We start from the raw sequence: 12,252 nt of genomic DNA, 5'->3' as shown, positions 1-12,252 counted from the left end.
TGATTTTAAATCACCCTAACCTTCCTTCAGTCTTGTCTTATGGTACTCTGGCTGCTTAAAAACTGTCCGGAGTATTGATCAAGGAAGTTTAACTGTTGTTGAATTAACTCCAGATATTGCTGAAACAGCGGCACAACTGAGAGCAACTTACAATTTGCGATCGCCCGATTCTATTCAAATGGCTACAGCTATCCATGAGGGTGCTTCGTTTTTTTTGACAAATGATGCGCGGTTGCCTTCTTTACCTGGGTTAACGGTTTTAGTTTTGGAGCATTTGAGAAGTTGATGGATTATTTTTGGATGGGAAGAGAGGGGCGATCGTACTTTTGGGAAGATCAGGGCGATCGCACTTCCTTCGATTCTAAATTGCTATAATAACAATCAGCCAAAAAATCTCAACATAAACCCTATGTCTACTTATAGCGAGGTACTGAGTCAGGCTCAAAATCTCACTCTTGAAGAGCAACAGCAACTGTTAGAAGTATTGTCAGCATTGGTTCGCGATCGGGTAACAACCCAAACTCAGGGTAAACGATCGGAAATTGATGCAGCACTGATTGAAATGGTACAAGATCCAGAGTATCAAGCTCAAGTGCTACAGATGGAGGCTGAGTTTGCGGTAGCGAGTTGGGAAGCGTTGCAATTGGGAGAATCTCCTGTATGAACCGGGGAGAAGTCTATGATGCTAGACTTGAACCTGTTGAGGGTTCTGAACAAGGAGGAACCCGTCCTGTTATCATCGTTAGTCGAGCTACAATCCATACATATAGCCCTGTAGTTTTGGCTATTCCCTGCACTACTTATCAAACTGGTAAACGAGTTTATCCCACTCAGGTATTAATTAAAGCTCCCGACGGTGGATTAACCAACGATTCTATCGCTATGGCAGATCAAGTACGGGTATTATCTAAATCTCGTTTATTGAGTTTACGAGGAATGCTTAGTGATGAAGGAATACTTCTGCTGAATCAAGCTTTATTAATTGCCTTGGATTTGCCTGGTCAAGTTTAATTGCACTTGAGGACTATCAGGGCGATCGTACTTTGGGAAAATAAGGGCGATCGCCCTTGGAGAATACTCCCCAAAGTTCGATCGGGGGGAAAGCAGAGGGGCGATCGCACTTAGGGGAAAGATAGGGGCGATCGCATTTTTGGCTAAGATGAGAGTGCGATCTATTTTGCAACTTTAATTTAAGAAATGTTAAAATAAATTAAGAAATAAATTCCGGAGACTACTTGCAAGTCACTGTACTATCAAATAATATTAAACTTGAATGGTAATATTATGAATACCAGTAGCAGAGAGAACAAAGCTTTGATGAATCAACGTAGAAAAAATTCTTACAATTCACTATTTTACCTGATACTGGTATTACTGATTTATGGCTGTAGTCCTCCCCCAAGTCCTTCCTCAAGTCCTTCCCCAGAGAAGCAGGAGGAGCAGCTTCCTAAAACGGACTCAACAGATATTTGGGAGAAAATTCGTACGGGACAGATTACAACGGCTCAAGCCATCATTACCAATCAAATTACCTGGCTAGATGGTCAACGTAACTGTCCCTATGTCACTTACACTGAGATTGCCGATGTCCGGAAAAGAGTAGATGGGGCAGGGGACTTTTGCGTTGCAAGAGTCAAAAACGACATAAATGCTGGTAAGGTTTCAACTTCACAGGCCATTTTTCAATATGTTATTTCATGGCAAAATGCTCAATCTCAATGTCCCTTTATGTCTGAAGAAGAGAAAGATAGAGTAAGACAAGCAACAGAATTTGGGGCTTCAAATTTCTGTAGGTAATAGCTTCTAACAGATTTAGCTACACAGTAAATACACCACAAATATAACGTCTACCGGGAGGTTTCATTCTCACAAAATAATGATTTAACATTATCTCTATGATTAAGACTTAGTAGAGACGTTGTATGCAACGTCTCTACTAATTGATGCCTACTCTAACTCTATTCTACCCCCTCAATCCGGTCTTCCACCTCCTGATAAAGTTCACGCAACCTATCCAAATTGTTCTCCGAAGTCTCCCAATAACCCCGGCCATTCACCTCAAGCAAAGTGCTGACAATCTTGCGGAACGAATGAGGATTTAAGTTAAGCAAACGCTTCTGCATCTCCTCATCTTGGATAAACGTAGTGTTGACATCCTCATACACCCAATTATCCACAGCGCCGGCCGTTGCACTCCATCCAGTCGTATTCACCAGACGCTTAGAAATCTCCCGCACGCCTTCATAACCGTGCGACAACATCCCCTCGTACCACTTCGGATTCAGCAGCTTAGTCCGCGAATCTAAACGCACGGTTTCTGATAGCGTCCGCACCTGCGCGTTGGCTGTGGTTGTATCAGCAACAAAGGATGCCGGTTTCTTGCCATCTGCGCGCAAACTGCCGATCAATTTAGTCGGATCAGAGTCGAAATAGTGCGACACGTCGGTTAGGGAAATCTCAGCAGAATCCAAGTTTTGGAATGTCACTTCAGCAGTTTTCAAGGATGATTCAAAAATCTTCCGATCTTGTTCCATTGTTCCGGGATTGTCGGAAGAAAAGGCGAAGGATTTGCGAGTTAAGTACATTTCCTGCAACTCGGCTTCGCTTTCCCAAGTGCTGTTTTCCACCGCCAAGTTGACGTTAGATGAATAGGAACCCGAAGCATTGGAAAATACCCGGGTTGCTGCTTGTCGCAGGTTGATTCCCATTTCTTCCGCTTGCTTCAAGGCGTGTTTGCGGACGAAGTTCATTTCTAACGGTTCGTCGGCTTCCGCTGCCATTTTCACGGCTTTATCTAACAAATTCATTTGGTTGATGAACAAGTCGCGGAATACGCCTGAACAGTTAATTACTACGTCGATCCGAGGGCGTCCCAACTCTTCTAAAGAAAGCAATTCGAGTTTGTTTACCCGGCCCAAAGCGTCGGGAACTGGCTTCACTCCCACCATCCACATTACTTGGGCGAGGGATTCGCCGTAAGTCTTGATATTGTCGGTTCCCCACAACACAACGGCGATCGTTTCTGGGTAATTTCCGCCGTTATCAACGCGCTGTCTTTCTAACAGCCGATCGACTACAACCTTAGCAGACTTGATCGCCCCCGTGGTAGGGATTGACTGCGGGTCCAAAGCGTGCATATTCTTGCCAGTCGGCAAAACATCCGGGTTGCGAATCGGATCGCCACCAGGGCCGGGGATAATGTATTCGCCCTCTAGCGCGCGCAATAATGCGCCCAATTCGTTGTCGGCACAAACTTGCTGCAAGCAGAATTCCAGATACTCAAACAGCGGTTTAATCAGTTCTGGATCGACCTTTTTATAACCCGCTGCGTGCAAAGCATCAATCCAGGGTGTTTTCTTGCCCATGTTGAAGAAATTCAACTTAGAAACCAGGGAAACTCTACCCTCAGCATCGGTTTGTTCCTTCACCAAAGCGCTAACAGCATCGCGACAGGCTAAGGTGATGTTTTGTAACAATTCAACATCTGCTAAAATGCCTTTGTCGTTGTTGGTGTAGATCTCGTCAATATTCCGATCGAGACTTTGAGCAATAATCCGCGACAAACTGATTAATCCGTCTTCTTCCCGGTCTAAATTGGCAATGTTAACCAAAGTTGCGATCGCCTCTTCAGCAGTCGGCGGCTTACCGATCACGTGCAAACCGCAAGGTAACAACCGCGACTCAATCTCCATCAACTTGCGGTAAACCAAGCCAACTAAATTGTCCCGTTCCTCCGCAGTCATATCCGCAGCAACCCCGCGTTCTTGTTCGGGAGGTAAGGCGATATCCTTATCCAAATTCACCAAACGGCATTTTTCGACGATCGCATCCACAATCGGCACACCGCGCCCAGTCTCTTTCAAAGTTTGATAAGAAGCAATTAACTCGCTGAGTTCCTGCAAACCTTTGTACAACCCAGCATTTTCAGCCGGAGGAGTCAGATAACTGATTGTTTCAGCATAACTGCGGCGCTTAGCAATTGTTGCCTCGCTGGGATTGTTGGCGGCGTAATAATAGAGGTTAGGAATCTTGCCGATCAAACTGTCAGGATAACAATCGACAGACATTCCCATCTGCTTACCGGGCATGAATTCTAGCGAACCGTGAGTGCCAAAGTGCAGCACCGCATCCGCACCCCAAATGCGCTCCAAATAAGTGTAGTACGCAGCAAAACCGTGGTGGGGGCTAGCAGAACGAGAGAATAACAACCGCATCGGATCGCCTTCGTATCCAAAAGTAGGTTGCACTCCGATAAACACATTGCCAAAATGTTTGCCAAAAATCAGCAAATTTTGTCCGTCGCTGTTCAAATGTCCCGGAGGCGGGCCCCAATTTTCTTGCAACCGTTCCGAGTAAGGAGTGAATTCTTCGTATTCAGCTACGGACATCCGGTAAGCAATATTTAATTCGGGACTTTGGTATTGGGCTGTTGCGTCGTGGATGACTTCTTGCATCAGTTTTTCGGCGGAATCCGGCAATTCTGGCAAGTCGTAACCGTTACCTTTTAAGGCTTTCAATACTTCGTAAATCGAGCCGAAAACGTCCAAGTAAGCGGCTGTTCCGACGTTGCCTTTGTCGGGCGGGAAACTGAAAACTGTGATCGCAACTTTTTTATCTAATTTTGGTTTGCGGCGCAGCATTGCCCATTTCATGGCGCGCTGGGAAATTGCTTCAATTCTATCTTGCAGGGCGATCGCCTTTCCAGTTGCGCCGTCGCGTCCCGACACAATAATCGGTTCGATCGCACCATCCAACTCAGGAATCGCAACTTGCAACGCAACTTGAATCGGGTGCAAGCCTAAATCGCTATTTTCCCATTCTTCTGTCGTTTGGAAAACCAGCGGCAAAGCCACCATGTAAGGGCAATTTAATTTTTTCAAAGATTCGATCGCCTTCGGGTGATCTTGTTTCGCCGGGCCGCCCACCAAAGCAAAACCAGTCAGAGAAACCACCGCATCAACAATCGGCAGAGGTGTAACACCTTTTGCCCCGACTTCCAAGAAAAAAGTCTCCACAGGTTTAGAGAAGTCCAAACCGCCGGCAAAAATCGGCACAACCCGCGCGCCCATTGCCTCCAATTCCTGCACCATTGCTACATAGTGCGCGTCATCTCCTGTGACTAAGTGAGTGCGTTGCAACACTAAACCAATGCAAGGTGCGAGGGGATCTTTGAGATCCGCAGAAATATCTGTACGGGCATTAAACCAGGTCAGATATGCTTTTACATCTTCAAACATCGACGATGCCAAAGGATGCCAAATTCCCATGTCGGGGTAGACAACAGGTTCTTGGAAAGTTGGCTGTGACTGGCCTTTGAAGACATATTTATGGGACAGCATCAGCAGGAAGTTTTCCAAGTTTTCTTGGGAACCGCCCAGCCAATACTGGAAACTCAGCATGAAGTTGCGGGCATCTTGGGCTTTGTCGATCGGCAAATATTTCAGCACTTTCGGCAAAGTTTGCAGCAGTTTCAGCATTCCGTCTTGGAAGGAACTCCCAGATTTTTCCTTCCGTTTTTTCATGAATTCGCCGATCGCACTTTTGCTTTGTCCCAACTGTGCCATCGAGAAACTGCCCATTTTATTGAGCCGCATTACCCCTGGCATCGATGGGAAGACGACGGCGACATCCAAGCTGTCGCGCAGCGGTTCCACCGCCGCTACCACTTTTTCGGCCAAATCTTCGATGAAAATTAGAGAAGCAATAAATACATTGGCATCCGCCACATCCCGCTTGAAGGCTTCGTAATTTTCCGGGCTGCGAAGTTCCTCGATCAGGTAGCCGCTGATTTCTATTGCCAAATTCGGATTTTTCTGGTTTATCGATCGAACCGCTGCCGACAGGGCGCTTTGATACTGCGGTTCCAGTACGACATAGACCACCTTCATGAGCGATCGCCCCTGCAAGTTTTCCGGCACAACGTGGCGAATGGTGGGCTTGACGTGAGTGAACATCCGGTTAGGCTCCTTTAAGATGCTGTTTTCGCGAATCGGGAATTTTTTTATCCCATAAGCATTTTTACCAGAAAACGCTTGCCATTAGGCGATTTGAGCCTGCACATGACACAATTCGACAAATTTAGGTCAAATTTTCGTTACATTTTTTTATAAATTCCTTGAGTAAATACTCCATATTTTGTTTACAAAAGTTTACTTGACAAATAAAAGATAATATGTATACGATTAATTAGTAGGATAAAAATAATTAAAAATTAACCAACAATCGACAAAAAAATCCTGAAAAAAGTTCCCAGGTTTGTAGAATTGATCACACTTGCGATAGAGCAATTAACTGAGGGGAAAAAGGTATAATTTGTGAAGGCAGAATGTAGCCTTCGGATAATTGCTGAGTCACAAAAAGTGATATTATTCCAGGAAATTAAAACCATTTCATAATGTCCGTTTGGTGTAAATTCCTGATTAGCGATCGAGTTCATGGAAAGCTAATTGCTATAAACTCTCAAACTCATCCCAACATTAAGGGGGAAACATGGCTAACTACGCAATTTTCGACGAACAATTCTACCTGGCCTCATATCCTTGGATCAAACCAGCGATTGATGCAGGAGTAATCAAATCCGGGAGAGAACACTTTGAAAAATTTGGTCAAGCCGGCGGTCTAACTAAAGTATCGCGTTATTTTGACGAAGCTACTTACCTTGAGAAAAATCCAGATCTCGCAGCCTTTGTCCGCACAGTCAATCCAAACGCACCTTTTGCAACCGGCCTCGATCACTTTATCCAGTTCGGTTACGATGAAGGACAGCGCCGCGCTCAAGTATCCCCTGAGTACAACGAAAATTTTTATTTAGCAAACAACTCAGATGTCGCACCGTTCGTTCAGAACGGAACTTTCAAATCAGGCTTCGACCATTTCACTCAATTCGGAATCAGAGACGGTCGGTTTGGGACTTCATTTTTTGAACCGGAATACTTAAAAGAAAACCCTGATATTGTGCCGTTTGTCAACTCTGGAAACTTGAGAACAGGCCGGGAACACTTCTTCAATTTTGGACAATTTGAGCCTGCCCGCGACGCAACTTTTGTCGGCAGCCGCAGCAACGATGTTTTAACTGGTGTTGGCGTCGGGGATGTCGAACTTGTGGGAGTGGAAGTAGGTCTAGATTCGCAACGCAACCGACAGTATGAAAGCTTTGGCACCAATGAATTCGATGTCTTGATTGGTGCTCCGGGAACCAATACATTCGTACTCGGAGTTCCTGCTACAGCCGGGAATTTTAGCCCGACACCGCTGTATTTGGGTAACGGTCAAGCTACCATCCGTAACTTCGACATCGAAAGCGATTTTATCCAACTGCAAGGAACTTCATTAAACGGCTACAGCCTAACTCCGGTTGGCAACAATTTGTCAATCCAGCGTTTTGGAGATGTGCTGGGCGTGATTGAAGGAGGAGCAAGTTTGAATTTGAGTTTCCAAGAATCTAACGGTAACGGTACTTTCTTGATTGGTTAGTCATTGGTCATTAGTCATTAGTCATCGGTCATTGGTCATTAGTTAATACTGATGATTGATGACTTTTTTTTATCGTACTTTACTTTAAACAGCAAACTATGAATTACGATATCTTCGACGAACAATACTACCTTTCGCAATATCCGTGGCTGAAACCAGCCATTGATTCAGGAATCATCAAATCAGGAAGAGAACACTTTGAAAAATTTGGTCAAGCCGCCGGTCTCACAAAAATATCGCGGTATTTTGACGAAGATACTTACCTTGAAGGAAATCCAGACCTTAAACCCTTTGTCCGCACAGTCAATCCAAACGCGCCGTTTGCTACAGGCTTAGACCACTTTATCCAATACGGTTACGAAGAGGGTCGCACTCGCGTATCGCCTGAGTATGACGAAGCGTTTTATGTAGCAACTAACCGAAATTTGCAGCCGTTTATTCAGAATGGAACTTTTAAAAATGGCTACCAGCATTTCATTCAATTCGGGGTAAAAGAAGGTCGTTTTGGAACATCTTTCTTTGAACCGGGATACTTATTCAATGTGTTTGAGGCTATCAGCTCTGGAACCTTAAAAACTGGTCGGGAACATTACTTCAAGTTTGGGCAATTCGAGCCAAGCCGCGAGGCAACTTTTGTCGGAACTTCCGGTAATGACATCCTCACCGGTGTAGGGGTAGGGAGGGTCGAATTAATTGGAGTTGAAGTAGGTGTTACCTATCCCGGCCCCCGAAATTATGAAAGTGACGGCAGCAATGAATTCGATACTCTCACTGGCGGTAGCGGCAGCGATAAATTCGTGCTCGGTGACATTGTTGGCTTCAGGGGAGGAACCCTCTCATCCAGACAGTTCTACATCGGCCCAGGTTTTGCTACTATTCGGAACTTTACTCAAGGTCAGGATATCATCCAGATAGGGATTCCCTTAGATCAATTATTGGTGTTTCCAATCAACAATAATCGAGATTTAGCTATCCAAACGAATGGCTTTCCCGTTGTTGAGAATGGAGTTTTCATAGCCAGTCGCTTTGACACAATCGCTGTTGTTGAAGGTGGCGGCAATCTCAATTTGAATCTATTACCAGGATCTAGTGTTATTAGATCTTTACTTGGGTAGAAATATCCAATCTATTCAGAATTTTCTTTGGGATGCTGTCGGTGCGATCGCACTTTCCTATGCCAACAACTCGCATTCCGCGATCGCACTTTACGTTCTCCAATAAACAACGATGAATTACGACATCTTTAGAGAGCTTAAATGAGATTTGACTGACACTTGGAAAAAATCACCCGATCAGGTAATTGTCTCAGTTTCAGATTATTGATAAATTGCATCAACAGCTCATTAAAGCCGCAATAAAAAAACATGGCTAGTTACGCAATTTTTGACGAACAATACTACATTGCTCAATATCCTTGGGTCAAACCCGCCATTGATGCAGGAGTCATCAAATCTGGAAGAGAACACTTTGAAAAATTCGGTCAAGTCGGTGGCTTAACCAAAGTATCGCGGTATTTTGACGAAGCTACTTACCTCGCTGGCAACCCAGATATCGCTGCCTTAGTCCGCACCCCCAACAACCCAAATGCACCTTTTGCGACTGGCCTAGACCACTTTATCCAATATGGTTACGAAGAAGGTCGCACTCGCGTATCGCCTGAGTATGACGAAGCGTTTTATGTAGCAAATAACCGACAGTTGCAGCCATTTATTCAGAATGGAACTTTTAAAAACGGCTACCAGCATTTCGTTCAATTCGGCATCAAAGACGGTCAGTTTGGGACTTCTTTTTTTGAAAAAGAATACTTAAACAAATACTCCGATGTTCAGTCGTTTGTCGAATCGGGAGCGTTGAAAACTGGTCGGGAGCACTACTTCAATTTCGGCAAAAACGATCCAAGCCGCTCTGCGACTTTTATCGGAAGTTCCGGGAATGACATCATTACCGGTGCTGGGGTGGGGAATACCGAATTAATTGGAGTTGAAGTAGGTTTAGGTACAGGTGGTGCTTTTTCCATCCCCGGCCGAAATTATGAAAGTGAGGGCAGTAATGAATTCGATACTCTCACTGGCGGTAGCGGCCGCGATAAATTCATGCTCGGAGACGTTGTACAAGGTACTGGTGGTAAGGGATACAGTTTCCCAACAAAGTTATATATCGGGCCGGGTTTTGCTACAATTCGGAACTTTACCCAAGGTCAGGATACCATTCAGCTAGCAACAAGCGATATCCAACCTTCTTTAGATAAATTCTTGATATTTCCCATCAACAACAATCGAGATTTAGCTATCCAAACGAACGGCTTGTTCGTTTACTTTCCAGATGGAACTTCGGGAATTAGTAGCTTTGACACGATCGCTGTTATTGAAGGCGGCGGAAATCTAAAGTTGAATCTCTTACCAGAATCTAGAGGTTCTCTACCTCTACTTGGCTAGAAATCTCGAAGCTATTGGGAATTTGGCTGATTGCTGCTGAGAAGTGCGATCGCTCTTTCAAAAAAAGTGCGATCGCACTTTTGCGTTTGCCATGAAAATAATAAAACAGGCTTAACAATAATTAACTTGACATACTGAGTTAGTAGAGTTAGTTATAGTTGATCAAGTTTAACCGACAAGTAAGCAGACTAAGCTTGGAGAAAAACTTATGACTAACTATGACATTTTTGACGAACCATACTACCTTTCGCAATATCCTTGGGTGAAATCGGCTATTGATACAGGAATTATAAAATCCGGCAGAGAACACTTTGAAAAGTTCGGTCAAGCCGGCGGCCTGACCAAAGTATCGCGTTACTTTGACGAAAATACTTATCTATCTCAAAATCCAGATATTGCTCGCTTGGTTCGCGGCCCAAACAATCCAAATGCGCCTTTTGCCTCTGGTTTAGACCACTTTATCCAGTTTGGTTACGATGAAGGCCGCACCCAAGTATCGCCTGACTACGACGAAGCATTTTATTTAAAACGATACCCCGTACTTGTGCCGTTTGTACAGAACGGCACTTTCAAATCGGGTTTGGAACACTTTATCAAATTCGGCGCCAAAGAAGGTCTTTATGCGAACACCTTTTTTGAACCCGAATACTTGCTGAAAAACCCCGATGTAGCAGCAGCAGTCAAGGCGGGAGTTTTCAAAACAGGTGGGGAACACTACCGAAAATTTGGACAATTTGAGCCAGCGCGATCGGCTACATTTGTCGGGACTAAAGACACTGACATTGTAACGGGATTTGGTGTAGGAAAAGTTGAAATCACTGGCGTTGAAGTATCTTTAGATGCAGCGGGAAATAGAGTTTATGAAAACAGACCCTTTCCTAACGATCGCGATACGCTCATTGGCGGTCAAGGTAGTGATACTTTCGTTCTCGGTGTGAAGGGGAATCTATTCTACAGGTCGTATATCGTCGCCAGTGGCGCAGCTACGATTAAAAACTTTGACCCGCAAGCCGATAAGATCCGCCTAGCGGGAACGCGAGGCTGGTACAACTATCAGTTTAACGCTTCTGGAAATTTTCAGATTGAGGGACTACCAAGCTCTAGGGTTGTCCCAGTGATTGCTGAAGTCGAGGGTGTTGCGAATATGCCGTTTCTAGAAAATCGGGAACCTGATTTCTTGATTTTCGATCGAGTTTCTGTATTGGATAACTTTTGGGAAGCTGGATATTTAGCAAAATATCCCGATGTTGATGCGGCTGTTCAAGCAGGAAGTTTTGCTTCAGGTCTCGATCAGTATACAAAAGTTGGGCAATTTGAAACAAATCGCTCTGCAACTTTTGTGGGGACTTCTGGGAATGATGTTGTGACTGCTTTTGGCAAGGGAAAATCGACAATTATTGGAGTTGACTTTGAGGGCCGTTATTTGAGCTCCGGCAGCAATGAATTTGATACCTTGATTGGCAGCGAAGGTGCTGATACTTTTATTTTGGCTCATAACATTCTTTCGCGACCGAGCGCTGGTAGCTACACTGACATAAGTGATGTATTGTATTATGGTCCGGGGGAGGCTCGCATTCGTGACTTCAACCCCGATCAGGGAGATACTCTTCAGCTAGCAGGAAAACTGGATTACTATCAAATATCTCCAGTGGGTGCAGATTTAGTCATCTCACTACGAGGAGATAGAATTGCAATTCTTGAGGGAGGTGCGGACTTAAATTTGAGACAACTGACATTTCCTAACGCTGATTTTGGGAATATCAATCCTTTCTTGCTAGGGTAGAAAGCTATTAATCTCAATGAGAAACCCGAACGAACCAAGCAACCGGGTTTCTCAAAAATTTAGCCCGACAATTAAGCCCGATCGCGCGCTAGCTTCAAAAGCTCAACCGCATCTTTGTGACCTTCCGAAGACGCCCAAATTAACGCAGTCCAAGTATTATTATCATACGCTTTGATATCAGCTCCCTTATCGATTAAAAATTCCACAACTTGAGTGCGCCCGCTACCTGCTGCACTCATCAAAGCCGTCAAACCAAAATTAGTTTTAGCATTCACATCCGCCCCCGCCTCCAGCAAAAGCTGTACAATCTCCGTATGTCCCGCAGCAGCGGCACTCATTAACGGCGTCCACCCGTCATTATCCTGACTGTTGGGCCCGGCACCTGCCGCCAGCAATTTTTTGACGATCGCCGAATTGCCAGCTTCAGCCGCAGCCGTCAAAGCAGTCGCACCTTCCTCATCTTTGGCATTGATATCTGCACGCTGTTCGATAGCACTTTCTACAGCCGCAACATCACCCGTCTTGACGGCCTTAATTAAATCTGTCATAAAATCTCCGTTG

Annotated in this window: 11 protein-coding genes; 8 read left to right on the top strand and 3 right to left on the bottom strand. The window is 44.8% G+C overall.

Going from position 1 to position 12,252, the window contains the following annotated elements; genetic code table 11:
* Positions 1–73: 73 nt before the first annotated feature.
* The 3 genes from QUA34_RS05720 (at position 74) to QUA34_RS05710 (ending at position 1,011) form a co-directional block, all read left to right on the top strand.
* Positions 74–286 (top strand): PIN domain-containing protein, encoded by a 213-nt coding sequence (locus tag QUA34_RS05720; RefSeq protein ID WP_333384738.1) that lies wholly within the window; start codon positions 74–76, stop codon positions 284–286.
* Positions 287–409: 123 nt separating this feature from the next.
* Entirely contained in the window at positions 410–664 is a 255-nt protein-coding gene (locus tag QUA34_RS05715) for a hypothetical protein (protein ID WP_332960837.1), read from the top strand.
* The gene (locus tag QUA34_RS05710) at positions 661–1,011 is read left to right on the top strand and encodes a type II toxin-antitoxin system PemK/MazF family toxin (protein WP_333384719.1); all 351 of its coding nucleotides are present in this window, start codon (positions 661–663) and stop codon (positions 1,009–1,011) included. The genes QUA34_RS05715 and QUA34_RS05710 overlap by 4 nt, the downstream gene beginning before the upstream one ends.
* 16 nt (positions 1,012–1,027) lie before the next feature.
* On the opposite strand, the gene QUA34_RS05705 is transcribed toward QUA34_RS05710, so the two are convergent.
* Complete coding sequence (locus QUA34_RS05705) at positions 1,028–1,183, bottom strand: hypothetical protein (protein ID WP_333384716.1); 156 nt, start codon at positions 1,181–1,183, stop codon at positions 1,028–1,030.
* 101 nt (positions 1,184–1,284) lie between these two features.
* Here QUA34_RS05705 and QUA34_RS05700 point away from each other — a divergent pair, with 101 nt between their 5' ends.
* Positions 1,285–1,797 carry a hypothetical protein gene (locus QUA34_RS05700; RefSeq protein WP_333384714.1) on the top strand — a complete coding sequence of 171 codons (513 nt, stop codon included), beginning with the start codon at positions 1,285–1,287 and terminating at the stop codon, positions 1,795–1,797.
* Between the two features lie 161 nt (positions 1,798–1,958).
* Here QUA34_RS05700 and QUA34_RS05695 read toward each other — a convergent pair whose 3' ends face one another.
* Positions 1,959–5,954: a magnesium chelatase subunit H gene (locus QUA34_RS05695; RefSeq protein ID WP_333384711.1), complete on the bottom strand. Its 3,996-nt coding sequence runs from the start codon at positions 5,952–5,954 to the stop codon at positions 1,959–1,961.
* Between the two features lie 535 nt (positions 5,955–6,489).
* On the opposite strand from QUA34_RS05695, the gene QUA34_RS05690 reads away from it, so the two are divergent.
* From QUA34_RS05690 to QUA34_RS05675, 4 genes are all read left to right on the top strand, one after another.
* A complete protein-coding gene (locus tag QUA34_RS05690) occupies positions 6,490–7,473 on the top strand; it encodes a calcium-binding protein (protein WP_333325219.1) in 984 nt (327 codons plus the stop codon).
* Positions 7,474–7,571: 98 nt separating this feature from the next.
* Entirely contained in the window at positions 7,572–8,588 is a 1,017-nt protein-coding gene (locus tag QUA34_RS05685) for a calcium-binding protein (protein ID WP_333384709.1), read from the top strand.
* Between the two features lie 249 nt (positions 8,589–8,837).
* Positions 8,838–9,908, top strand: a complete 1,071-nt coding sequence (locus QUA34_RS05680) for a calcium-binding protein (RefSeq protein ID WP_333325211.1) — start codon at positions 8,838–8,840, stop codon at positions 9,906–9,908.
* A gap of 208 nt (positions 9,909–10,116) precedes the next feature.
* Positions 10,117–11,691 (top strand): hypothetical protein, encoded by a 1,575-nt coding sequence (locus QUA34_RS05675; protein WP_333384707.1) that lies wholly within the window; start codon positions 10,117–10,119, stop codon positions 11,689–11,691.
* 71 nt (positions 11,692–11,762) lie between these two features.
* Here the strand turns inward: QUA34_RS05675 and QUA34_RS05670 are convergent, their stop codons facing one another.
* Positions 11,763–12,239, bottom strand: a complete 477-nt coding sequence (locus QUA34_RS05670; protein WP_333384704.1) for an ankyrin repeat domain-containing protein — start codon at positions 12,237–12,239, stop codon at positions 11,763–11,765.
* Positions 12,240–12,252: the final 13 nt, after the last annotated feature.

Origin of the sequence: Microcoleus sp. POL10_C6 (genome assembly GCF_036701585.1) — a bacterium.
In the GTDB taxonomy this organism is placed as follows: Bacteria; Cyanobacteriota; Cyanobacteriia; order Cyanobacteriales; family Microcoleaceae; genus Microcoleus.
Note: the sequence above shows the minus strand (reverse complement) of the source record. Positions and strands in the feature narration are given on the sequence as shown.

Excerpts from the sequence above, each read along its gene's own strand:
- QUA34_RS05715 (WP_332960837.1), top strand. The coding sequence starts at position 410 with ATGTCTACTTATAGCGAGGTACTGAGTCAGGCTCAAAATCTCACTCTT.
- QUA34_RS05710 (WP_333384719.1), top strand. The coding sequence starts at position 661 with ATGAACCGGGGAGAAGTCTATGATGCTAGACTTGAACCTGTTGAGGGT.
- QUA34_RS05700 (WP_333384714.1), top strand. The coding sequence starts at position 1,285 with ATGAATACCAGTAGCAGAGAGAACAAAGCTTTGATGAATCAACGTAGA.
- QUA34_RS05695 (WP_333384711.1), bottom strand. The coding sequence starts at position 5,954 with ATGTTCACTCACGTCAAGCCCACCATTCGCCACGTTGTGCCGGAAAAC.
- QUA34_RS05690 (WP_333325219.1), top strand. The coding sequence starts at position 6,490 with ATGGCTAACTACGCAATTTTCGACGAACAATTCTACCTGGCCTCATAT.
- QUA34_RS05685 (WP_333384709.1), top strand. The coding sequence starts at position 7,572 with ATGAATTACGATATCTTCGACGAACAATACTACCTTTCGCAATATCCG.
- QUA34_RS05680 (WP_333325211.1), top strand. The coding sequence starts at position 8,838 with ATGGCTAGTTACGCAATTTTTGACGAACAATACTACATTGCTCAATAT.
- QUA34_RS05675 (WP_333384707.1), top strand. The coding sequence starts at position 10,117 with ATGACTAACTATGACATTTTTGACGAACCATACTACCTTTCGCAATAT.
- QUA34_RS05670 (WP_333384704.1), bottom strand. The coding sequence starts at position 12,239 with ATGACAGATTTAATTAAGGCCGTCAAGACGGGTGATGTTGCGGCTGTA.